The sequence below is a fragment of the Shewanella hanedai genome (assembly GCF_007197645.1).
In the GTDB taxonomy this organism is placed as follows: Bacteria; Pseudomonadota; Gammaproteobacteria; order Enterobacterales; family Shewanellaceae; genus Shewanella; species Shewanella hanedai.
Map to the genome: position 1 here is coordinate 1 of NZ_VKGK01000057.1, position 23,634 is coordinate 23,634.

23 protein-coding genes and 1 other RNA gene are annotated in these 23,634 nt (G+C 46.2%); 21 read left to right on the forward strand and 3 right to left on the reverse strand.

The genetic code is table 11. From position 1 onward, the window contains the following. Window positions 1-814: 814 nt before the first annotated feature. Both FN961_RS25025 and FN961_RS25030 read left to right on the forward strand, forming a co-directional pair. Window positions 815-1,444: a hypothetical protein gene (locus FN961_RS25025; RefSeq protein WP_144042868.1), complete on the forward strand. Its 630-nt coding sequence runs from the start codon at window positions 815-817 to the stop codon at window positions 1,442-1,444. A gap of 171 nt (window positions 1,445-1,615) precedes the next feature. After that, window positions 1,616-1,945, forward strand: coding sequence for a YfbU family protein (locus FN961_RS25030; RefSeq protein WP_144042869.1), 330 nt, complete (start codon window positions 1,616-1,618; stop codon window positions 1,943-1,945). A gap of 149 nt (window positions 1,946-2,094) precedes the next feature. On the opposite strand, the gene FN961_RS25035 is transcribed toward FN961_RS25030, so the two are convergent. Continuing rightward, window positions 2,095-2,283: a hypothetical protein gene (locus FN961_RS25035; protein ID WP_144042870.1), complete on the reverse strand. Its 189-nt coding sequence runs from the start codon at window positions 2,281-2,283 to the stop codon at window positions 2,095-2,097. A gap of 690 nt (window positions 2,284-2,973) precedes the next feature. Between FN961_RS25035 and FN961_RS25045 the strand changes: the two genes are divergently transcribed. The 19 genes from FN961_RS25045 to FN961_RS25135 all read left to right on the forward strand — a co-directional run bounded on the left by FN961_RS25045 (window position 2,974) and on the right by FN961_RS25135 (window position 21,608). After that, on the forward strand, window positions 2,974-4,221 hold the full coding sequence (locus FN961_RS25045; protein ID WP_144042871.1) for a phage protease: 1,248 nt from the start codon (window positions 2,974-2,976) through the stop codon (window positions 4,219-4,221). Then, window positions 4,221-4,616: a hypothetical protein gene (locus tag FN961_RS25050; protein WP_144042872.1), complete on the forward strand. Its 396-nt coding sequence runs from the start codon at window positions 4,221-4,223 to the stop codon at window positions 4,614-4,616. The genes FN961_RS25045 and FN961_RS25050 overlap by 1 nt, the downstream gene beginning before the upstream one ends. A gap of 52 nt (window positions 4,617-4,668) precedes the next feature. Beyond that, window positions 4,669-5,562, forward strand: a complete 894-nt coding sequence (locus FN961_RS25055; RefSeq protein WP_144042873.1) for a Mu-like prophage major head subunit gpT family protein — start codon at window positions 4,669-4,671, stop codon at window positions 5,560-5,562. 78 nt (window positions 5,563-5,640) lie between these two features. Next, window positions 5,641-6,105, forward strand: a complete 465-nt coding sequence (locus FN961_RS25060) for an HI1506-related protein (protein WP_144042874.1) — start codon at window positions 5,641-5,643, stop codon at window positions 6,103-6,105. Beyond that, the gene (locus FN961_RS25065) at window positions 6,105-6,554 is read left to right on the forward strand and encodes a gp436 family protein (RefSeq protein WP_144042875.1); all 450 of its coding nucleotides are present in this window, start codon (window positions 6,105-6,107) and stop codon (window positions 6,552-6,554) included. Before FN961_RS25060 ends, FN961_RS25065 begins: the two co-directional genes overlap by 1 nt. Beyond that, window positions 6,554-6,970 carry a phage tail terminator protein gene (locus tag FN961_RS25070; RefSeq protein WP_144042876.1) on the forward strand — a complete coding sequence of 139 codons (417 nt, stop codon included), beginning with the start codon at window positions 6,554-6,556 and terminating at the stop codon, window positions 6,968-6,970. The genes FN961_RS25065 and FN961_RS25070 overlap by 1 nt, the downstream gene beginning before the upstream one ends. Window positions 6,971-6,984: 14 nt before the next feature. Beyond that, window positions 6,985-7,890, forward strand: coding sequence for a phage tail tube protein (locus FN961_RS25075; RefSeq protein WP_144042877.1), 906 nt, complete (start codon window positions 6,985-6,987; stop codon window positions 7,888-7,890). Window positions 7,891-7,944: 54 nt separating this feature from the next. Then, complete coding sequence (locus FN961_RS25080; RefSeq protein ID WP_144042878.1) at window positions 7,945-8,277, forward strand: hypothetical protein; 333 nt, start codon at window positions 7,945-7,947, stop codon at window positions 8,275-8,277. Window positions 8,278-8,282: 5 nt separating this feature from the next. Beyond that, window positions 8,283-8,618 (forward strand): hypothetical protein, encoded by a 336-nt coding sequence (locus tag FN961_RS25085; protein WP_144042879.1) that lies wholly within the window; start codon window positions 8,283-8,285, stop codon window positions 8,616-8,618. Window positions 8,619-8,620: 2 nt separating this feature from the next. Further along, window positions 8,621-11,500, forward strand: coding sequence for a tape measure protein (locus tag FN961_RS25090; protein WP_144042880.1), 2,880 nt, complete (start codon window positions 8,621-8,623; stop codon window positions 11,498-11,500). Window positions 11,501-11,567: 67 nt separating this feature from the next. Then, window positions 11,568-11,864, forward strand: a complete 297-nt coding sequence (locus tag FN961_RS25095) for a hypothetical protein (RefSeq protein ID WP_144042881.1) — start codon at window positions 11,568-11,570, stop codon at window positions 11,862-11,864. Continuing rightward, on the forward strand, window positions 11,864-14,875 hold the full coding sequence (locus FN961_RS25100) for a DUF1833 family protein (protein WP_144042882.1): 3,012 nt from the start codon (window positions 11,864-11,866) through the stop codon (window positions 14,873-14,875). Before FN961_RS25095 ends, FN961_RS25100 begins: the two co-directional genes overlap by 1 nt. Continuing rightward, window positions 14,875-15,282 (forward strand): hypothetical protein, encoded by a 408-nt coding sequence (locus FN961_RS25105; RefSeq protein ID WP_144042883.1) that lies wholly within the window; start codon window positions 14,875-14,877, stop codon window positions 15,280-15,282. The genes FN961_RS25100 and FN961_RS25105 overlap by 1 nt, the downstream gene beginning before the upstream one ends. Beyond that, window positions 15,279-17,786, forward strand: a complete 2,508-nt coding sequence (locus FN961_RS25110; RefSeq protein ID WP_144042884.1) for a host specificity factor TipJ family phage tail protein — start codon at window positions 15,279-15,281, stop codon at window positions 17,784-17,786. Before FN961_RS25105 ends, FN961_RS25110 begins: the two co-directional genes overlap by 4 nt. A 151-nt stretch (window positions 17,787-17,937) precedes the next feature. Next, window positions 17,938-18,699 carry a DNA adenine methylase gene (locus FN961_RS25115; protein ID WP_144042885.1) on the forward strand — a complete coding sequence of 254 codons (762 nt, stop codon included), beginning with the start codon at window positions 17,938-17,940 and terminating at the stop codon, window positions 18,697-18,699. Window positions 18,700-19,159: 460 nt separating this feature from the next. Then, window positions 19,160-19,759, forward strand: coding sequence for a hypothetical protein (locus FN961_RS25120; protein WP_144042886.1), 600 nt, complete (start codon window positions 19,160-19,162; stop codon window positions 19,757-19,759). A 107-nt stretch (window positions 19,760-19,866) separates the two neighbouring features. After that, window positions 19,867-20,232, forward strand: a complete 366-nt coding sequence (locus tag FN961_RS25125; protein ID WP_144042887.1) for a hypothetical protein — start codon at window positions 19,867-19,869, stop codon at window positions 20,230-20,232. 135 nt (window positions 20,233-20,367) lie between these two features. Further along, window positions 20,368-21,138 carry a hypothetical protein gene (locus FN961_RS25130; protein WP_144042888.1) on the forward strand — a complete coding sequence of 257 codons (771 nt, stop codon included), beginning with the start codon at window positions 20,368-20,370 and terminating at the stop codon, window positions 21,136-21,138. 98 nt (window positions 21,139-21,236) lie between these two features. Beyond that, window positions 21,237-21,608 (forward strand): hypothetical protein, encoded by a 372-nt coding sequence (locus FN961_RS25135; protein ID WP_144042889.1) that lies wholly within the window; start codon window positions 21,237-21,239, stop codon window positions 21,606-21,608. A gap of 803 nt (window positions 21,609-22,411) precedes the next feature. Here FN961_RS25135 and ssrA read toward each other — a convergent pair. Both ssrA and smpB read right to left on the reverse strand, forming a co-directional pair. After that, window positions 22,412-22,766, reverse strand: a transfer-messenger RNA (tmRNA) gene (gene ssrA, locus FN961_RS25140). A gap of 139 nt (window positions 22,767-22,905) precedes the next feature. Next, on the reverse strand, window positions 22,906-23,394 hold the full coding sequence (gene smpB, locus FN961_RS25145; protein ID WP_144042890.1) for an SsrA-binding protein SmpB: 489 nt from the start codon (window positions 23,392-23,394) through the stop codon (window positions 22,906-22,908). Between the last annotated feature and the right edge of the window lie 240 nt (window positions 23,395-23,634).

Genomic DNA, 23,634 nt, shown 5'->3' on the forward strand with positions numbered 1-23,634 from the left:
ATTGTAATGATGCAGATACAGACCTTGTGTCTGGCACGAAAGTGAGCCCACTTCCAGCTGGTCTCCCGTTGCAAGAAAGTTTGAAGAACTTTGTTGATGGAGAAACGCAAATGATGACTTCAACTGAAGTTAGTGCCTCTCCTTACTTTGCTCAATGACAATCCTTCGATAGGAAAGTCACAGAGCAGAAAGTATCAAAGCTTCAAGTCAGTATTGCAAAGGTAACCCTGTGGTTACCGGGTAACAAGTACGCCTTAGTGGAGGCTTGAGCCGTATGCAGTGAAAGTTGCACGTACGGTTCTTAGGAGAGCGGCACTTGGTAACAAGTGCCGCTTATCCGACCTTTATGTGTTATCTCCAGTAATTTGTCCTATGCAGCACTGACCTCTTTGTAATACTTTTTCTCATCAGTCGAAAGAGTATGGGTTCCGTCTAGCGAAAACCTTTTAGTTAACCAATGCTTGTGCTTTTATACAGTAGTATCGGTTTTGTGCAGTTAATCACTTAATTTTGCGCAATCAGTTCACGGATTGCTATTGAGTGAAAAGAAAAATAGCGTAAATTCAGTTAGATGAAAGTGTGCGTTCATGAAAAGTTCAGATAACCGGAAAGCAAAGTGTGCGACTCACTTTTCTCCCTAGGTGTATTGGATACAATCTTAAGCGTAAATGTTTAATAATCTGTTATTAATGAATTTTTCAAACTTTTTACTGTGCACGCTTTCTCAACATGGCTTGGCAAAACGCGCAAGCCGTATATACAAATGTTATAACACTAATTTAGTTCAAGTACTTATGATTGAGGAATAGTCTGAATGACACGAGGATACCCTACAGAGTGGGATAAATTTTGCAAAATAGAAAGAAATTATGGTGGCTTTACTCACTATACACTTAAAGTGGGAACTGTGATTGGAGATGTGAATAGATTTTCGGCTAGATATGCATTGGCAGAGGATTTTAATGGAATCACTATCAAAAACTCTACAGTAGATACTATGTTGGGTTATGAAGCTTTGATGAGGTCCTTATTTATTTGGAGTACAGCAGAATCTTACCATAAGTTATTGCCTTCTGGTTCAGGTGGAAAGTATACATTTTTGAATTACTCTCCTGTTGAGAAAAGCAATTTAAGAACATCCCTTATTTCTATTGGGCCTGATATGATTGCTTTTTATACGTTTATTGCAGGGAGCTCAAATCTTGACCCTAGGCATCAAGATTTTGTTAATGATTTTCTTGCTGGGCGTGATTTTAATCCAACTAGATTATTATCAAGTATGCGTCATGTTTTTGGGCATGGTGAATTGAGTGCAAATGTACAAGGGGTTAAACCTAAGTCAATTAATGATATTACTACAATTTTAAAATCTGTAATTCTAGGAAAAATTGATGAACATTTTAGCTTATTAGTTCAAGGTCACCCTGACTATTCGAATGTGTAGTGTTATAATCGGGTAGCCGGAGGTATCTAACCTCCAGCCCCCACACCACCCTGCATGCGGCTCCGCACAGGGCGGTTCATTTAGCCAACCATTAATTTCCGCTTAATGAGGCGTTAACTTGCATTGCCCTCGCAAATTTTGTGAGCTTCTAAATCAAAAGAATAGAATTAAATGACTAACTCCCCTGAATCGATATATGACTTTTTAATGGACTTATTTACATTATACCGCCGATGTGACGATCTTAACCTTGAACATTCGTTTGCAAAATTTAAAGGATTTGATGTTACTGATGAGAGTGATTACATTGACTGTGTTAAGCATATTTTTATAAATGAAGAACAATTTAAAGAACAAGAAAAATACGTTTTATCTGCGGGTAAAATGGTTAGTCAGACCCCAATGTTGGATAAGTATCAAAGAATGCTTTCCGAACGAAAAAGGATTTGTCAAAACTGGGAATTCAACTTAGAAGATGCTCATAAAATATTAGATGCATAATAAGTCTGCAAGTTAACAAGTTGCTCAAACGGACAAATAACAGTTTGCTCGCGCTTCGCGCATTATAGCAAACGTATTATTTGCCCCTTAGCAAAGCGTTATATGAATTTACATTTGGGTAGCGAATTATTTGCTACCCAAAGTGTATTTTAACGACAATGGCGGTTCTCACCAATCACCCAAGACTCTCGGCGGTATCCTTCTTCAGGGATTTCAATACAAATCTCTTGAACACCCTCAGTATCTTTGAGTTCTTCTCTTATTACCATTGCTGCATCATAAGCATCATCAATTGCTTCTTTACCGAATGAACTAGGAACTGCTATTACAATTTTCATGTATTATCTCTTTGTTTTATTAGGGAAATAAGATGTTGCACTAAATGTGGTATACTATCAATAATAAAGTGTTTCTACTTTAAAATTCTAATTTATTCTTTGTTAGAGGTGGTATGGTTAACATTCATATAATCGGGTAGCCGGAGGTATCTAACCTCCAGCCCCCACACCACCCTGCATGCGGCTCCGCACAGGGTGGTTCATTTAGAACGCCTAGCCTAAACTTTCTGGTTAGGGTAATGAACTGCGATCCATCCATCTCTTAGTGAACATAAACCCGCTTTCTTAAGATAGTGATTAGCAATGATAATGACTATCTTAAATTTTAGAGCTTAAGCACTAACCAATTCCTGTCCATAGGCGTGTCAGCTAGTTTGTGTGGGCAGAGTGATTTACGTGGTTAGGCAAAGCCTGTAAATCGATTGAAGCAATCCAAATATAAATCCCGCCTTGTGTATCTATAGGTATGGGTTAAACGCTTTAAAGACGATTTAAACGGGTTTTAAACATGTTCGCCAACGATGTGTAGTGAACTTTTTAATCGTAAGTAAGATATGTTTATCGTGCTGGGCTTTATCATTTTATCAAAGCTCAATGTGGCATGCGTAACCTATATCTGAAGCGATCCCCCTGACTAGTCCCGAAACCTTTCCAATCCCTACCTAGCCAATAGCCCCGCATCATGGGGCTATGAAAACATTAAACCTCTCATCCAACTCTATTGCTGCTCTGTCAGCTAAGCACAGTCTTCCATCTGTTGATGGTGAGTCAGTCGCTGTACTGACTTTCGCTTTTGATGGTGAGACGGCCCAACTCGGCATTAACAACAATAATAACAACACTTCTCGCGTGCAGCTGCTGCCTGATGGTGAGTTTGCGGCGAAAGATGGTAGGCCCTTCGAGGTGCCTGGTGGCAAGTGGTTAATGGATGCATTGGCCTTTTCCAACATTCAAACTAACGTCACTGAACGCAGCAACGACTTTCATTTTGACTACGAACACCAAACCTTAAACAGCGATGCTAATGGCAAACCTGCACCTGCTGCTGGTTGGTTCAATGAGCTTGAGTATGTGCCTGGTGAAGGCTTGTTTGCGCTCAATGTCGATTGGACTTCTGCTGCAGCCAAGTTCATTGCCAATAAAGAGTATCGCTACACCTCCGCTGTTTTTAGCTATGACGCCCAATCGGGTCGCCCATTGGCGTTGCTGCACGTTGCCTTAACCAATGACCCCGCCCTTGATGGCATGAAGGCGATTGCAGCACTCAAGCAGGGGGCGCTTAACGCCAGTGCTCACTCCAATTCTGCTAATTCAAATACTCCCTCTCAATCAACACAAGGAAACAAACCCATGAATAACGCATTAACGCTGTTGCTTGGCTTGTTGGGTATCGATGCGCCCAGCGATTTAAGTGACGCTGCAGCCCTAAAAGCGGTCACTGATACCGCCACCACGACTATTGCAACCCTAAAGGTAAAAGCCGATAAGGCAAGCACGTTGGAGGTTGAGCTTAATACGGCTAACGAGTCTGTTGCAGCCCTTAAAGCGGGTGGCGCTGATAACAAAGGCGGCGAAGTGGACTTGAGCAAGTACGTACCCAAAGCCACTTATGACGCCACCGTCACCGCGATGGCTGCGCTAAAAGCCGGCAACGATAAAGACTCTGTTGAGCAGCTATTAAAAGACAACGCTGACAAGGTGCTGACGGCTGAAGTTGACTATCTGACAGACTTTGGCAAGCAGCAAGGCGTTGCAGCGCTTAAGAATATGCTCGAAGTCCGCCCTGCCATGGCAGCACTGAGCGCCACACAAACTCAAGGTAAGCAAAAGCCTGGAGCAGGCAATGAAAAACTTAGCACTGAGCAGCTAGCGGTCTGTAAAAACATGGGCCTGACAACTGAAGAGTTTACCGCCTCAATGAAGGAGGAAGAAGCCTAATGCAAACTCAAGATAGAGCCACCCCAACTCGCGCTAATCGTGACCATCATGACCCGATGGCCGCCGCTGTACTGATTTATGCCGGTGCCATTGTGATGCTCGATGCTGCAGGTAATGCCGTTCCTGGTCAAACCGCTGTTGGGTTAACGCCTCGTGGCATTGCACAAACACAGATAGATAACCGTGAAGGTATTGCTGGCGCGATGTCCGTGCCCACTGTCAATGGTTGTCACCGCTTTATCAATGACAACTCAGTGACACGTGAGAATATCGGTAAAACAGCCTATGTCGTTGATGATGAAACGGTTGCCAATACCGATGGTACAGGCACGCGTAGTGCTCTTGGCAATATTGTTGATCTCGATGCTACTGGTGTCTGGGTTCATATTGCTTAGTCACTATGGCGACGAGTTAATCATTAGTCAGTTTATGTATTTGGAGTAAAACATGATCATCAACAAAACCAATTTGGCGGCGCTATTTACCGCGATTAAAACATCCTTTAATAAGGGTTTAAAAGACACCACGCCGCTGTGGAGTAAAGTGGCAACGTTGGTGCCATCCACCACCAATACCACCACCTATGCTTGGCTTGGCCAGTTCCCGCGTATGCGTGAATGGTTAGGTGACCGCCAGCTTAAAAGCTTAGCCCTGCATGACTACAGCGTTAAGAATAAAAAGTTTGAATCCAGTGTAGCCATCCCTCGTGATGACATCGATGACGATACTTACGGTGTGTTTACGCCACTATTTGAAGAGATGGGCTATGCCGTTGCCACTCACCCTGATGAGCTGGTGTATACCTTGCTCGGGGCAGGTTTTACCAGCTTGTGTTACGACAAGCAGAACTTTTTTGATAGTGACCACCCTGTGGGTAATGAAGATAACGGCATTGCGTCGGTCAGTAACATGCAAGTCGGTAGTGGCGAGCCATGGTTCCTGCTTGATGTGAACCGTCCTATCAAGCCGCTGATGTTTCAGCGCCGCCGCAACTATGACATCAAGGCGATGACCAAAGATGACGATGAAAGCGTGTTTATGCGTGATGAATATCGTTATGGCGTCGATGCCCGCGTGAATGCCGGTTTTGGTTTATGGCAGTTAGCGTTCGGCTCTAAGGCCACCTTAAATCCTGCCAATTTTAAAGCCGCAAGAACGTCGATGAAGAGCCTTAAATCCGATGAAGGGCGTCCACTGAATGTGATGCCTAAATTACTGGTTGTTGGCCCCAGTCATGAATCTGCAGCTGAAGAGATATTTCTCTCGCGTGAGTTAGCTGGCGGCGGCACCAATCCGCTGTATAACGCCGTTGAAATTCTCGTGGTGCCTTGGTTGGCATAGTACGTCTAACGGTGATGGCCCATGAACGGTAAACGCTGGGCCTGATAATTCAATTGTGTTAACTCAAGGATTAATGAAATGACGATATCAACTACGACGGGTAAAAGCCCACAACGCATTGCCGTCATCACCTGTTTTGCGCATCACGGTTACCGCCGTGCAGGGGTCGGCTTTTGCAAAGGTGAAAACACATTTAACGCTGATAGCTTTAGCGAGTCACAGCTGGCGCAGCTTAATGATGACCCCAGGCTTAAGCTCCAATTTACGTTTGCTGATGCATTGCACACCAGCGCTTCACTCGATACCCGTTTAGTTCAACAAAAGGAGCCGCGCTCAAATGCGGTGTTGAGCTTTGCTGAGGCAGTGCTTGCGCTGGAGCCTGGTAACAAAGACCACTTTACCGGTGACGGTAAGCCTCAATGTGATGCGCTCAGTAAGCTGATGCGTCAGCCCGTTTCTGCTAGTGAGCGAGACCGTTTGTGGACTGAGCACCTTGAAAGTAATGCTACGTCTACTCAAGCCGACAATCAGGATGCTGAGTAATGTCAGGCTCAGTGCTCATTAGCGGTGTGTATGCCACGAGCGGCCAGATGATTGCTCGTTTCGGTGAGGACGAGCTTATCTCGCTCACTGACCGTGATGGCAGTGTGGGTGGCATTGCCAGTAATGTGCTCGATGTCGCCATCAAGGATGCAACGGCGCTGATTAATGGTTACCTGGCCGGACGTTACACCCTGCCGTTAGCAACGCCGCCCGCCATGTTAGAACGTTTGTGCTGTGATATCGCCCGTTATGGACTGTATGACAACGGTGCGAGTGAGCAAGTCAGTAAGCGTTTTGATGATGCGGTGCGATTTTTGGAAATGGTCGCTGCAGGGAAAATCACGTTAGGCATTACAACCCAAGGTGGGAGCCCAGTCAGTAATGACTTGCCCACCATTGAGAGTGATGGTGCGGTGTTTAATCGTCGCAACTCAACAGGCTTTATCTGATGCTGGATTTAGTCACGCCGCTGGTGACTCAGTTGACCCCTCAAGAAGCGCTTTGGTTAGAGGTGGACGGGCTGCTCAAGCTGTCTGAGTTGGATGATAAAACGCCAAAGCGATTACCCAAACTGTACGTCATTGAGATGTCCGAGCGGGCCAAACCGGATGTGCGTGGCTCAGGCCCTTATCTGCAAACAGTGCAATTGGAGCTTGGGGTCGTCGTCGTGATGGCCAGTATTAATGGTCAGCAACCCAGTTTAACCCCCATTCGCAAGCAAGTGCGTGAGCGCTTGTTTGGTTGGCGACCTCATGAGAAGGCAGAGCCGTTGGCATTAGCCGGTGGCAGTTTACTCAAAATTGGCAGCCATTACGTTGCCTGGCTTGACCGATTTATCACTGAATACACAGAAGATGCACATTAACGCAGGAGAATAACATGGCTCGTAAATTTGCTAAGAAAGCCCTGGTCTTTGCCAAAGAGGCCACCTATGGCGTGGATGCCATTGCCGCCGCTGAGCCCACGGTGGCCGTATTGGGGCGCGAGGTGAAAATCACCCCGTTAGCCGGTGAAAATACCGCGCTGGAATACGACGATGGCACCCTCGGCAACAGCGCTGAAATTGAGACTGAAACCTATGTGTCGTTAGAGTTTGGTGTCGATTGGGCTGGCTCCGGTGTTGCAGTGACGCCAGTGGCCTATGACAAACTGTTAGGGGCGTGTTTGCGACAAACCACCGTGAAAGCAGGCAGTGTTGAGCAAAGCATCGATGAAGATGGGACGGACTCCATCACGTTCTACTTCTATATGGATGGCACGTTGCACGCATTAGTCGGGGCGCGAGGCAACTTTAAGTTAGACGCCAAAGCCAAAGAGTTTCCCAAACTCATGTTCACCTTTACCGGTCTGTTTGTGCCCGTGAGTGCGGCAATGCTTCCTATTACTGATTTCAGTGCCTGGCAAACGCCAATGAAGGTGGGCGCGGCTAATTCTGCGTGTAGCTTAGGCGGCAATGCCATCAAGCTGATTAGCTTTGAGTACGACCAAGGCAACGAAGTCATTCATCAAGAGTATGTGGGTCATGAAGAGGTGTTAATTACCGATTACGCCCCTAGTGGCAAGCTGGTCTTTGAAGCCGCCTCTCTGACCAGCTTTGACCCATTTGCCGCCAATACCCATGTGTTTACGTTTGAGTTATCACATGGCACAGCCACGAATCAGGTGCTGTGGAAAACCGAGCAGCTGCAGTTGGGCCGCGCCGAGTACGGCGACCAAGACGGCACGCTGACCTATGAAATCCCCATTCGCCCTTTGAGTAACATTGATTTGCTTATTACTCAGTAGCTCACCACCCACAGGGTGCCATCTCACTGCTATCGCTAAAAGTAAGGAATAAACATGTTCACATTTACCCCAACGCGGCTTGTTAAACACTGGCCAGCCATCATCAAAATGTCGATGGATAACGGCAAGGTGGAGGAGATAGAGATAAGCCTCGACCTTAATCTGCTGCCTGTTGATGACTACATGGCCCATCTCAGTGAAGGCAATCACCGACTGTTCAATGCCATTCTTGCGGGGTTTGATGGCATTGCCGGCAGCGATAAAAAACCGTTAGCAGACACAAAAAAGAATCGTGCCGCCCTGTATCAGCATGCGCCCTTCACTGATGCACTTTTGCATGCCTACCGTGCGGCGAATTCGGGGGAGGCCGCAAGAAAAAACTCATAGAGGGGGTGCGTGAACTCTACGTTCGCACTCCAGTCTCGCAAGCTGAGCAGCGTCAAATTGATGAGGAGATGAGCTTACTGGGTATCAAGGCGAGCAACGATTCTGAGCCACCCATCGAATTTTGGGATGAGCACCAAGTGGCCATCACCTGGTGGCTGCAAGTACAAGACTTGATGCGTTACAGCTATGGCCCTGGCATTGCGGTTTGTGAGGGCTTAGATGTCTTAGCGGTCAAGGCGGACAGTGAATTGAGTGGCACTGAGTATGGCAAGCAAGATTATCAAAAACTCAGGCTTATCGCGCACACGGTGACCACCATTTTTAATGACAAAGCAGGGTAAGCATGGGTGATTTAAAGCTAGCGTTAACCTTAACGGCAGATGGTAAACAACTGATAGGCACCGTTAAAGGTGCAGCATCGGTGGTATCAGACCTCAATACCCGCTTGAATCACACTCAATCGTCAGGCAATAAGGCGGCGCAGGGGTTATCGAAGGTACAGCGCCAGGGCGATGCGGCAGGCAAATCACTCAAACGCATGGGCAGTTATGCTGTCGGCGCGTTTGCTGGATTGTCAGCCATTAACCTGGGACAAAAAATCACCCAAGATTTAGCGGCCTTTCAAGATATCCGTACCCGCCTGCAGAGCTTATCAGGCACCACTGCCGCCTACGCTGCCAATGAAGAATACCTGATGCAAGTCACCAGGGCGCACCACAAAGAGCTTATCCCATTAGCGGATAACTATGCCGCGTTACTGAATCTGCAAGAAGCTGGATTGGTGACTCAAGCGCAGGCGCGTACGTTGCTTGAGGGGATGAGTAATGCCCAATCAGCGCTGGGGGCGAGCTCTAATCAGTTGGGCCAATCCATGTATGGTCTATCGCAAGCGTTAGACATGCCGATTATCAATGCTGAAAACTTCAATCAAGTTGTGGAGCCGCTGCCTGGTTTACTGAACAAATTAACCAAAGCATCTGGGGCTGGTGCAGGCGGTTTTAGGCAGTTAGTTATCGATGGCAAAGTGACATCAACCTTCTTTCGCGACACCTTAATCAAAGCGCTGGGCGAATACGATGGGGCTGCTGCTGCGACCGCCGCGAACATCAGTGCTCAATCTCGTGACATGAAAAATGCCTATCAGCAGCTCATTGTGGCCTTTGAAACCCCGATTAATTCAAGTTTAACCCCTGTTTTATCGACCCTGACCGAAGGCTTAATGTGGTCAACGGACAATGCCGAATTGCTTATCGATGTACTTGGCGGTGCATTAGTCATTGCCATGAGTCGTGCCAGCGCTACAGCCGTGAGTGCGGCAACGGCATCATTGAGTAAGGCCCGCGCCGATGGCGTGGCAAGAGCGGCGGCCATCAGTGGCGCTCAAGCTGAGCTGCAAAAAGCGATGGCACAACGCAAAGGAGTACTGACATCCGGCCAAGCCGTGGTGGCTGATGCACGGTTAACCGCCGCAAGAGGTGCGCTCACAGCCGCGACAAATCGAGCGACGTTTGCCACTCGCGCCATGAATGGGGCGATGAGTTTAGTCGGTGGCCCCGTGGGCGTCGTGATGATGACCGCTGCCGCGTTAGGCACGATGGCATATCAAGCGTATACCGCTGAAGATGGGCTGAATAAAGTCGCGGCCGCTGCAGCCAAAGTGGGAAACCCGTTTGCTGATTACAGCAAAGACATGCTTGAGCGTGCCAGATTACGATTAAGCCACCAAGTTGAGATGTCACAACAGGCACTTGAAGAGATGGAGCAACGTTTTGCGAACCCCAACCCCAATTTACCCCGCAGTCTAGCGCCCACGGTTGAGCAATTGAGTGAGGCCAGAAAGAAAGCGGCGGCCTTAGCTGTTGAGCTTAAGAGCGTGCAGACACTGTTGAGTTCATCTAAAGAAACCGGCTTAACCAATAAGATAAATAAAACCCAGCAACAGTTACTCGAAAACCTGACGAAGCAAAAAATGCTCTACGGTGAAACCAGCGAAGCGGCCAAGGTGCGTTATGAGATAGAGCACGGGGCGCTTAAACAGTTAGATCCCGCCATCAATGCGCAAATCTTACTTGAAGCCAAAGCGCTAGATGCAAAGAAAAAAGCCGCAGCAGGGTCAAAAGAAGCCGCAGATGCCATTAAGGAGCAAGATAAAAACCTGAAGAGTTTGCTGGCCGTGTTAGATCCTCTGACAGCGGCAAGCAATGAGATGGCCGATAAGGAGCGCTTGCTCAAAACCTATTTTGAACAAACCAACGTGCCGCTGGAAAGACGTCAAGCCCTGCTTGCTGCGTTGAAGGAAGAGTATGCAGCACCACAGGAGACAAGCGAGTTTGAACAATTACGCGGTAATTTAGATCCGACTTTCAGTGAAAACCAGAATCACAGTGAGAACCTGGGGATATTGAATGATGAACTTCAGAACACACCAGAATCTGAGGCCGTTAAACGTAACCAAATAAACATGCTGATTGAGGCTGAGCAGCAACGTCATGCCTCGGCCATGACTGAGATTAATGGCGGTGTATCCACTCAGTTTGATGCGATGTGGTCACAGACATTCGACCGATTTGCATCGGGTATTGGATCAGCGACAGCGGATGCGCTGTTTGAATCGGAAAACTTTGGTGATGCCATGATGGGCATAGGCAAAGGGGCGCTGAAAAGCGTGGTGTCAGGCTTGGTAGAGCTTGGCACGAAGAAGTTGGCGATGGCGGTGATAGATAAAGGGATCATGGCCAGTACGTCGGCAACAGCAACCACGACGGCTGCCACCACAGGGGCGTCTATTACCGCATCGATGACACCTGCAGCCATGACCTCATCAATCGCCAGTTTTGGTGGCAGCTCGGTTGCGGGTATGGCGGCAATGATGGCGGCCATGGCGTTAATCCCCACCATTATTGGACAGTTTCATGGCGGCGGTACTGTTCCTCGTGAAGGGACATATCTTCTTGATGGCGGTGAGACCGTCTATACCCGCAAACAACAACAAACGTTAATGAATACCTTAAGTCGTTCGGCTAATGGGAGCGAGGGTGGAAAAGGCGCGAGGGTGCAAGTGATGGTGAAGTTGATTGAGGATGCCAGTAAGGCGGGCAGCGTTGAGGAAAGCAAAGGGCTCAATGGCCAAGACGTGATTAATATCTGGGTGGCCAACATTTTGGAGCGTGGCCAGAGTGCGCAAGTGCTTGAGCAAAGCTACGGGTTACAACGCAATGGCTGATTATCCTTCACATTTTCCGCCGCCACTGGCCTCCGATTATAAATTGGAGAGAGCGCCCCGTATTCGGATGAGCAAAATGGTGTCGGGTTACCAGCGTTCAAGAACCTTGTATGCCTGCACCCCAACGAAATTTAATGTGTCATTTTTCATGCCTCGCCTTATGGCAATTGAATTTGAACAATGGATAGAAACCCATGCCAGCCGTGGAGAATTTAATGTGTACCCACTGCGACTGGTCAAGGGCGTGGTCAAATTAAGTGGCCGCTTTATTGCGAACCCAGTAGATAAAGTCAAATCCGATGGCCGTTACTGGACATTCACCGGCGTATTAGAAGTGCGTGACCGAACTAAGGAGATCACTTAATGGCGCTATTTCCCAAGCCGAGCATCAATTATTCAAACCTGTATTCCGGTACGCCAGATCAATCTGACTTTAAGATCTCCGGTGCGTTTCTGTCAGTGGCGTATATTCCGACGGATCGACGTTATGCGTTCTATCAATTGAAATACAGTATCTCAGATGTATTCAACAACTATGCGGCCTTAAAACCCAGCAACGTGGTGCCCAAAATCTCGGGGGTGGATGGCGTCCCTGCAGTCAAGTTTGTGGCATCAAAGCAAACATCATTACGCACTGCCGTGTTTGGCAGCGGCGTGTTAGATCTTCAAGGGCTTGTGGGGGTTGAAGGAGACCAGGATTACTACCTGTATCTGAAATGCTACTTGCCCGTTATTCCCGCTTATCCGGTGGCCATCATGAGTGTGGGAACAGGGCAATACGGCGTGAGTTTACTCTATATACCTAACCCTGTTGATGGCGACCGCCTGCGTTTTCGTCACGGGCAGCACACCTCTGTGGTCGACGTTGATGTGTCTAGTGTTCCTGCCGCGACTTGGTTGGGAGTTGAGATGAAACGGGTGAGCGGTGTGATATCTTTAACGGTGCAAACCTTAGCGGGCTTTAGTGATACCCAGCAGCACGCGGTCAATCATTTCTGGCCTGATGAAAACAAAGCCATTTACCTTGGACAGGGGGAAGTGTCAGCACTGGCCGCCGTGCCGGCTTTTTTCAAAACCGCCCATACCCATGGTGATTTTACGATCTCTGCAGATGGACTTTCGATCCGTAAACCGAGTGGCGGCTATCGCTCTGCTCACCTTTATGACGTCATCAAACCTAACACGGGGCGGTGGTATATGGAGTTTTCTTATCATGATTCAGGCGCGGCTTATCTTGGGGTTGCCCCTGTTGGCAGTCGACTTGATGTGGCGATTGGGGTGACCGGTTGGGCAGTGGGCTCAAACAATGGGAACACGTTTGCTCAGCAGATCGGTGGCGGCACCCGTTGGGGAGTCGCGTTTTCTGTCGGTGGCAGCTGTGGGATCATCTATGACAGTGATAACGGGACGCTTGAGTACTTCATCAATGGCGTGAGTATCGGCTCCCCTTTTGCTCATGGCACGGTTCAAGGTGATGTGGTGTTTGCGGCGGGGACTTCCCCAAGAGGCCATGTATCAGTGCGCACTTCGCCTACGACTTGGCTTGCTCAGCCTGCCAATGTTAATGCCCCCAGCACGTCGACGTTCCTTAATGGCATGACCTATTTTGATGGTTACCTTCGTGACTTTGGTGTGCGTAACCTTCCACTGCCAGAGGGGGAAACCCCCTATGCTATTCGGCCTGTGTTGCATCAAATCATCAAGATGAAAAATGTCGCGACGGGAGAGGTGACAGAGCATAGCGCTGTCGTACTAAAAGCCAGCAGTGACAGCATCGAACTCACCGTGCCAAGAGTCGAGCCTGGGCCTTACCACTTAACCGTACTGGCGCTGGGCGGTGAGTCGCCTGTTTTACCCTTTACCGTGACGTCACTGGCGGTGCTCAACAAGCCCAATGATCATTTAGTCGAAGAGTTTACCGATCATAATGCGGTACTCGCTCGGTGGATGGCGGGTCATAAAGCCTGGGGCGGGGAGAATGGCGGCGTGGTACAGCAAAATGTGTCACTGAATACGGCAGACGGTGAAGTGGTGATCACCGCCAATGGGGATGACTACACTGGGCCTGTTTATGGCGTAAGTAAGTTGGGAGAGAGCATCGAGCGTAAAACGCGGGTGGGCGGGTGTCTGGTGTCTCGCAGTTATTTCGGCCCAGGTGAATTCATCATCGAGGCGAAGCTTCCTCCCTTGTCAGGTGTTTGCAGTGCGTTTTGGTTATTCCACTATGAAGAAGGTTATGCCGGACACCCCTTGTTCGACAGCATGGTTGAGGATGGTTTGCATCAATCAGGCACGGAAGAAGCGGGTTTTTATCTGGTGAGAAACCATGAGATTGATATTGAACTGCCGACCGCCTTGAAAACCGATCCCGATACCGAAATGGTGAGTTACACCAATGGCCGATTTAATACCTGGCACGGTGAGCTTAGAAATTGGGATGTGGTCAATAATGATGTCCCAACGAATGATCCTAATTACAGCACCGTTAACGATCCGGCTTATTGGTCTGAATACACCGATGAATGGGTTAATCATGGGGTCAATGTGACCGATGATGAATACCACAAATTTGGCATTAAATGGATGCTTGATGATGGCGCGCCATACGTTGAGTTTTTCATCGATGACGTACTGGTTAAGCGAGTAGAAAGCCATGTGCCTTTTATGCCGCAGCGGTTATGGCTGGGGATGTGGTTTCCGTCGGCCAATACTCACTGGGCCGGAAGAGGGGCGGCTTGGCGTTCGCAGTACATGAAAATTCGCCGCTTTGAATATATTCCTGAAGCGACGACGGGCGCTATTTATCAGAACCAGGGAGAGTCCTATCCGAAAGATTTTTTCAGAGAATTAAATGGGCTGACGGTGGCCAATCAATTGGCACAAGTGTATGCGAGCGCACCAACGGGAGAGAGCATTTATTACACGGTCGAAATCAACAGCCCGACCCTCAATATCGAAGGCCACCCTCCAGGGAAAGTCTATTTGATCCGTGGCTTTGATGGGCTCACAGCCAAAGACCACCAGGGCAACATGATTGAGTATCAACCCGCAGGCATTGCGATCCAATTTCCGAAGGTGGGCGAAGGCAATAGTACGTTGAACATCGCGGTGCCGAATGTGGATGGTCAAGTCTCACGCAGTTTAAAAGTCATCAAAGCAGCCTATGACAAAGTTGAAGTGGTCTTGCGCTTATACACCAGCTCAGGGTATCAATCCGGCCCAGCTGCTCCTGAGCTGCGATTAACCGCCAAAAGTTCTGAGAAAATAGAGGGCGTGATCACGTTGGTGTGTGGCTGGAAAATCGAGTTCATCAATAAAAAATGGCCCCCGCGAACCTATACGCCAGCGGACTACGCTGGTTTGGATTATCTGTAATGGCGATGACGTATAGCAGCTTAGTTCGTTACCGTATGGTGCCTTATGTGGATGGTGGCCGTGATATCACTGGCTGGGATTGCTACGGCTTAGCGCGGTATGTGGCGCAAACCCATTACCATTATCCAGAGCTGTCATTGTTTGACACCATTTTAGCCGCCAATAAGCGGCAATTGACCAAAGCTTATCGGTCTGAAAAATCAAAGTTAACCCGCACGAACACGGCGGTTGATGGGTGTTTGGTGGTGTGTCTGCAAAGTAGTGTCTGTGTGCATCTCGGTATTGTGGTTGAAGTGAGTGACAACCACCAATGGATCGTACTGCATACCGGCGAAAAAACAGGGGGCTTAATGACGCCGCTCGCCTTGTTTGTACATCAACATCAGCAGCTGGAGTTTTGGCGATGATCTCATTAATCGTGTATCCCCATAAGTTAGACAGAAGCGTATTTTCATCCTATGGGGTGGAGCAATCAGCCAGCTTATTAAGCACGCTAGAAGCTTATTGTGACTCGCTTGAGTGCGACCAATTTACCGTTTTTGTTAACGATAAACCGATGTCATTTGAGGATTGGGCAGCGTGTCGTCTTGCTGATGGGGATATGGTGGAAGTGGTGATAGAGCCTAAAGAGCCGATCACTATCTTCTATGCGGTGGTAGCAGTGTTGGCGGTTGGTTCGGCGGTGTACACCATGAGCAACATCCCCGATACGTACAACAGCACCACGCCTAAAGGCTCCTCTATTTATGACATCAACTCTCAAGGCAATCGAGTCAGGATCAATGGCGCGGTACCTGAGTTACTGGGGCGGCATAAAGTGATCCCCGATTTAATCGCCCCTCCCTATAAAACCTTTGAGGATAATGAGCAATGGTTGCTGCTATTGATGTGTGTCGGCGGGGGCAACATTGATTTTGACCACCCTGATAGGCTGAATTACCCCAATGATAAGCTTATCTACATTGCGGAAACCGAAGCGGATCGATTAGGCATTGATTGCCAGTATTTAATCGCGCCACCAGGTGCCGATTTAACTGCTCATCCTGCACACCAAATCATGTATACGGCCCCTGAAGTGGCGAATGGTGAAGTGGAAATTGAGGTGGAAGGGTTGGTGATAGGCGTCACATCGAGTGATAGTAAGTTTTTAAAACCTGCTTCAATCCACAGTTTACGGCTGATTAAACTGACCATCATTGCGGGGCCAGATCCTATCTTCCGTGAAGTATCACAACAATGGCCAGAGTCATTTACCAGTGGATCGAATATCGAAGTGGAAGGCAGTGATATTGATAACGGCTTTTATAACATTGTCTCGGTGAATGATAATCGCCGGGAGCTGGTGTTAAACAAGCTCGATACGGATGGCATTGATGATCCAACGTGGACTGGATTTGTCGTCAGCGAGTTAGTTGCTTTCTCTCAAGTGAATTTAACGGGCTCGGTAAATGGTAAAAAGTCAGGGCCTTTTGCAGCCAGTAAAAGTGGAAAAACGTCTCGTTATATCTGGATTGATTATAAGTTTCCACGCGGTTTGGGGATGCTCAATGATCAAGGTTCAATTGATGATTTAACCGTGACGTTAAGGGTTGAATGGCGTGCGATTAGCAGTGGTGATGCTTGGCAAGCCACCACGTTTACCCATACCGATAATACACTTGACCAATTGGGGTTTAGCCAGCGTATTGATATGGAACTTGAGATGCGCGCAGAGGTTAGACTCTCGTTGGTGACCAGTAAGCTCGATGATTTAAAAGCGCACGATGATTTGATGTGGGTGGGGCTGCGCTCAGAGGTGTTATCCCCTTTAAGCTACCCGCATGACACGTGTTTATTGATGAAGATAAAAGCCTCTTCTGCCTTGTCTGCAGCGGCATCAACAAAGGTAAGTGGCATTGGTACACGGGTGGTACCGACCATGCAGCCTGATGGCAGCTTTGTGACGGATAAGACCCGAAACCCTGTTAATGCCCTAGTGCACTTATTCAATACATCAAACTTAGATTATCTCACCGATTTAGACCATTCTCGATTGCAGTATCTCAATGATATCTGCGCCTCACGTCTGCAGTACTTTGACGGGGTGTTTGATAACCAATTAACCTTCATCGATGCTGCAAAACGTATTTTAGATGTGGGGTTTGCGGTGCCCAGTATTGAGTGGGGCAAGCTAAGGCCAGTAAGGGATGATTCGCATCGAGTGGTGGAGCAGATGTTTCAGCCGGATAACATGACGTCACCGCTTCGGGTACGTGAAGAGCTTATCATCGATGATGAGTTTGATAGCGTCGAAGTCGAGTACATGGACAGTAAGACCTGGAAGTCATCAACGGTGTTGTGTTCATTACCTGGCGACTTAGGCACCAAGCCTAAAAAGGTACGGGCATTTGGGATAACCGAGCGTCGAGAAGCGTGGCGATATGGGATGCGTAAACGTAGAGAGTATAAGTATCGACGTATTACATATTTGTTTGATACCGAGCTTGATGGCTTTAACTGTGAGCGTTTGTCATGTGTAGGCATTGCAGATGAAGATGACTTTCAGGGGCGCATTGTGAACTTTGATAGTCACGATAATGTTGCTTCTTTATCAGGGCTTCTTGACTGGATAGCTGGAGAAACACACTACACCATCTTAAGGGCACCTGATGGCTCACCTTGGGGGCCAATAGAAGTCTATCAAGGTGGTTCTGATAGAGAGTTTGTGCTGTCCAGTTTACCGCCGTTCCCTATCTCTCAAGGTAGCCAAGATGACGTGCTATATCGTTTTGGCACACTGGATAATATCGAAACGAAAGCGTTGATAAACACCATGCAGCCAGCAGGGACTGAAAAGGTTTCATTAGTCGCGTCTGGTTATGATGAACGGGTCTATGCAGATGATGATAACGAACCACCAAATACCATGTAACTGAAGTAAAAGAGAGCGACCCGCTAGTGCACTAACACTCGCGAGCCGTCAACACGCAGGATAATACCCTGTGAGCTAACCAAAGGCTCCCTCACCGCGTCGACACGGCAAACTGAGCCTACCATAAAAATCCTTAACAAAGGAGGCTCACATGCCTAAACCAATAATCCCTTGGATGGGAGGAAAACGAAGATTAGTTAAACACATCTTGCCCTTATTTCCAGAGCATCATACTTATGTAGAGCCGTTCTGTGGGGGCGCGGCGATGTTCTTTAGTAAAGATGAGGCTAGGGTGGAAGTCGTCAATGATATGAATGGTGATTTAGTGAATCTCTATCGTGTGGTTAAACATCATTTAGAAGAGTTTATAAGGCACTTTAAATGGGCATTAATCAGTCGTGAAGAGTTCTTATGGCAAAAGAATACCAATACCGAAACGCTAACCGATATTCAACGAGCGAGCCGATTCTTCTACCTTCAAAAATTAGCGTTTGGTGGCAAGGTGACAGGGCAGAGCTTTGGTTGTTCTGCTAGCCGTTCATCTGGATTGAACTTGTTGAGAATTGAAGAGGATTTGAGTGCCGCGCATTTGCGCCTATCAAGAGCTTACATAGAGCGGTTAGATTGGGCGGACTGTGTGAAACGTTATGATAAAACTGAGACTTTGTTCTATTTAGATCCTCCGTATTGGAGTACATGCGGGTATGGCGTTGATTTCGGACTTGAGCAATACGCTCTCATGGCAGAACTGGCTAAATCAATTAAAGGTAAGATGGTGATTAGCGTTAATGATATACCTGAAATGAGAGAAGTATTTGCAGGGCTTCAAATGAAGACTTTAAAGATAAATTACACGGTAGGAGGAATGGGGCGCAGCGATGAGAAGAAGGAGCTTTTAATCTGGAACTGGTAAAGGTTTAACTCACAGATACAGGGCCCTTCGTTAGAGGGGCTAATTTCTCCATTTTTCATCAAATAATGCACAAGAAATCTCTAAAACAGCTATGGCACTAACATGTTCACGCCCCAAAATTAGCTAGTGAAGAAGTTTGTTTACATCCTGTTTATCAACTTTTGCAATAACTAAGCTAATGTGGAGTGTAACAAACAAGACCTGAGCCTTAATTATCATGTGGGCCGGAGCCAAGTGACTTTTCTTCCTGCGTGAACATTGCACTTTATGCAATAATGGAGGTTCTTTGTTTCACTCAGGTAGAGACACTAGGATTGAGCTCTTTCTATGTTATAACTCATTGTTGATACACTGGTTTGCTGTTAATCTTGAGTAATCAAAGTACTGGTGACCTGTTCTTATTAAGGCCGTTCTTATTCGGAATTCAGGCTAATACACTGTTAGAAATTAAGAGGAAGTAATGAAGTCAAAACGGTTTATCCTAACACCTTTTCAAGCAAATAAAGGTATTACTCATGCTGTGTCTATGCCTCAAATTGATGCGTACGCGGTAGAATACATTGACATGTTCTATAACGGTGTTGGTGGGCATCACCATTGGATCGATATTAAGTCAGCAGGAATTGAGGTTACATCCTCGGAGTACAACCTATGCACCAATGATAGTTATGAGCTAATAATTCATTATCATGGAATCCGCGACTATGAAGCCCTTTTTCATTTTGTAACGAATGCATCTCTGAAAACTAGAATGGCTGAATTTTATCAGGACGCAGAGCAAGCTTTTGATAATGCATTATGGTTACCATTCTCGCTCATGTGTGGTGGTATTTTTGAAGGACTTCTTCTTGCTAAAGGCGTTTCAAATGCTACTTTTGCGAATATGATTACCACTGCAAGATCATCAGGGGATATTACTACTGACGAAGAAAGAGTAATGAATATTGTCCGGAGTAACAGGAACTTAATACATGCTAGCCGCCACAGTAATTCATATATTGCACGTAAAGACGCTATGGACATAAGAACAACGCTAGACAAGATGATAGATAATTTTTAACAAGCACTTTAAATGGAACATAAACAGTTGGCTATGTTTCGCTCCGCTACACTATTTTAGCCAACTATTTCTGTTCGCTTAAGTGGACGTTATGCTTCGGAGTCAAGATGCTCATTTCCCAAGGTAAACCTGAAGAAGTTTTCGTATTACGTGAGTTTAATGTATTAATTGATATTGAAAAATTAATTGGAGCAATAAACAGGAATTCTATCAAATATTTATTTGAACCAATGGATATATCTGAAATAGAGTGTTGCGTTCGGTCTGATATCATCGAGAAAATTCATATAGAAAATATGTGTTTGAATCGGAGCAATGAACCAATAATAATTACAACATTGGGTGACAAAGATAGAATCATTGACGGAAACCATCGATTTGTGAAACGAAAAAATGATGGTTTTAATTCATGTAAAGTTGTTTATATTGAGCAGTCTGAACTTAAAGAGTTCATCGAACAATTTCAACATTAAAGCAGAACAAGTTGCTACACGCGGACTCGATACAGTTGTCGCGGTTTTTGCTCAAAAACAAAAAGTGGCAAAAACAGCACCAACTTACTCGCCGGTGCGCAAGGCGTTACATGCCTCAACTAGAAAGGAGTTAAATTGGAAGTTTATAAGGTCAAATCCGAGGAAGAGGATGCAAAATATCTTCTTTCTTACATCAATGATGTTTTAATTCCATCATCTAAAGAGTTCTTCAGCTTACTGGATGACAATAAAGTGTTACTCCATCATGCGTTTTCATTTAATGCCATCTTAGCTCACGCTATAGACTATATGGTTTTTATTGCTAACAAAGTAATCGATGCGAATAGAAAGGATTTTATATCAAAATTTGATCAAAGATATGGAGTCGATGGCTGTGCTCACATAAACAATAAATTTAGATTGTTAGATGCAATTAACAACTCATTCAAGCATGTTGAGTTAGAGCAAAAAAGATACTCTGACCTAATTGAAATGTATGGGGAGCTAACTTTCCACAGTCTGACACCTATTAAAGGGAAAATATTTTTCAAATCTTCATCGTATAAGTTTGATTATTCCCGCGTGGTAATGAGGCCGATAGCAGCGATTTTTGATTGCGGATTAAAGACAACAAACGATGTAGATGATTTTATAAACGGTAGGATTTGCGGGAGTACAGGGTACGGATGTTTTGATTACGATTATGAACCACACGATGCTATTGACCGAATGATTGATGCATGCAATCCAGAGTGTATGGACTGCGGTGAAGGTGGTGATGATTGCGATTGTCCAAATTTCATCTACGGCAATGATCGAGGTGAGTTTTCCTCTAATACCGATCCAAACTTCAACTTTGATGACGTGATGTCAAATATCAGTGGCACGCGTGAATGGAGCAAGTGAAGCTGCATGTAACAAGTCAATCAACTTCGCGCCAGTGGCGCCGGACGCAGCAAAGCTGCGCCGATTCTTGAGGCGTTATATGCCTGTGAGGTTCGAAGATGTTCGATGATTTAGTATATGAATTTAAGATGCATAGGCTTTTGAAGAGTATTGCTAGGCAACGTGTAGCTATAATTCTTGAGCTGGGCGCTGTGCCGGTGATCGAAAGAGCGATCAAAAGAAATGAGGAGACAAAGGCGCTGTTTTTGACTGCTCAAATAAGAGGCTGGGTTGAGATACTCCATGAAAATATTCCAACTGGCTCTCTTGATGCTGAAGGACGAATGAATATTGAGCAACCATTTCAGTCTCGGGAGAATCATTGGAAGCTGACGGATTCAGGGTGGGCTGCAATTCAGAGGCGGCATCAAGTTTCCATTTTGGGATTATTTGTCGCATTAGCTGGTGTATTTTTAGCGATCGGCACATAACAAGGTACTGTAGGCGGATTTTATCCAGCCCGGCTGCGCTCGTACCTCGCAAAAGTTTAGCCGGGCAGTCAGCTCCCGCTAAGTGGATCGTTACCGTATACCGACTTGCTATACTTTCTCTAATAAGAGTAATCACTCTAATCCATATCTACCGAAATTAGGCGGTACATTGCTTAAAGTGGATTTAAGCTTGATTTAAAGATGCTTTAAAAGCTAGTAGGGCATGTGACTAGTTAGGGGGGCTCAAATCATCCGAACTGATAAATCACTAGATTTGGGAATGTATTTGATTTTTAGCGGGCTTAATTTCCAATATCCTCCGACGCGGTATAGATTTTCAAAACCTCGCGACGCGCTACACTTGATTTAAAGATGCTTTAAAAGCTAGTAAGGCATGTGACAAGCTAGAGTCCTTGCCAAACCATTCGAATTGAGATTGTTTTTATATAAAGTAAGGTTTCATTTGCCAAACCACGTGAAACTTTTTGCCAAACCGTCCGACGCGCTACAAATTTGATGAGTGATAGCTAAGTATGTGCTTGCCATAGATTGTTTAGGCTTTTATTGCAAGTGGCTGAAGCACTCCGTAGATAGAGTCATCTTTGTAAAACAATGTAGACAAAAACAAAGCCGCTGCCGCCACTTTGCCGCCATTTAGTAATTTTCGGCTATTGAAAAATGATGAGGTAATGGTTATTTGGGGAAGAATTTATGCTGAATAAGCGGAGGTAGTAGCAGTGTAATTGCTTGAAATTAAGTAATAAAAAAAGGCCAACCCGTTAAGGTTGGCCTTTCTTAGTAATTGGTGGAGGCGGCGGGGCTCGAACCCGCGTCCAAAAAGCCTACATCCAAGGCGCTACATGCTTAGTCTCTCTTTTAATTAACCAAGTACACTCCGAAAGACAGGATTGCAATTGGCGAGTTCAGTACTATTTCGCGGTTCACCCCTGAACGTGGTTCCCTCGCTATCAAATGTGAGATGACCATCTATAAACCAAACCCATTTGAGAAGTTTCGGCAAGATGGCTAGCTAGCCTAAGCTGCTAGAGAGTAGTTAGAGTCGTTTGCAACTATAACGGTGCGGCTTTTTACGAGGCCAACCGCCCCTCGGCATGCTCCCAGGGTTTCGAGAATCTTGTCGAATCCAAAATCGCCCCCAAGTACAGTCTGATTGTAACGCGTTGCCAGCTGATTACCAAGCCTGTTTTGCAACTCGTACGATCGTTTGTTCGTTATCCGTACGTTTCGATTGTTTAACTAGCAAATAACATGATAACTAAACGTTTCTATTACTTAATTACTCGCCACGTACGGCTTTTTTCATTGTGCGAGCCTTTTCGACTTGCCACTCTCTGTCTTTGGTATCTTCACGTTTATCGTGTTCTTTCTTACCTTTACCAAGACCGATCTCAATTTTTACCCATGCACCTTTTTGCCAGTACATGGAAATGGGAACGATAGAGTAACCTTTACGGTCGACCAGCGCTTGTAATTTATCTAACTCCTTACGTTTGAGTAGAAGTTTTCGTGAGCGCATAGGATCACAAACAACATGGGTGGATGCGGTATTCAGTGGGGCTATAGTACATCCGAAAAGAAAGGCTTCGCCATCTCTCATAAATACATAGCTTTCAGACAAGTTTACCTTGCCCATACGAATAGACTTTACTTCCCATCCCATTAAGGACAGACCTGCTTCCATCTTCTCTTCGAACTTATAGTCGAATGTGGCACGTTTATTACGTGCTATAGATGCGGAGGAGTTTTTTGAGTTTTTCTTAGCCATAGGCTGGCTATTATACTCAGGGACAAAGTTTTTGGAATTGCTGTTACCGATTAATTTATTATTTTTGGTAAATACCGCAGCTTTAGACTGTTTTTTGTGCAATATCATGTTTTTATTTTGCTAATACCAATCAGTATAAGAAGTTGATCTACTCAGAGTCTGACGAATCCCCACAAAAAGAGATGAATAAATAATGAGATAGGTGAAATAGTGAGGAACATTCATGGCATTTGGTGATCA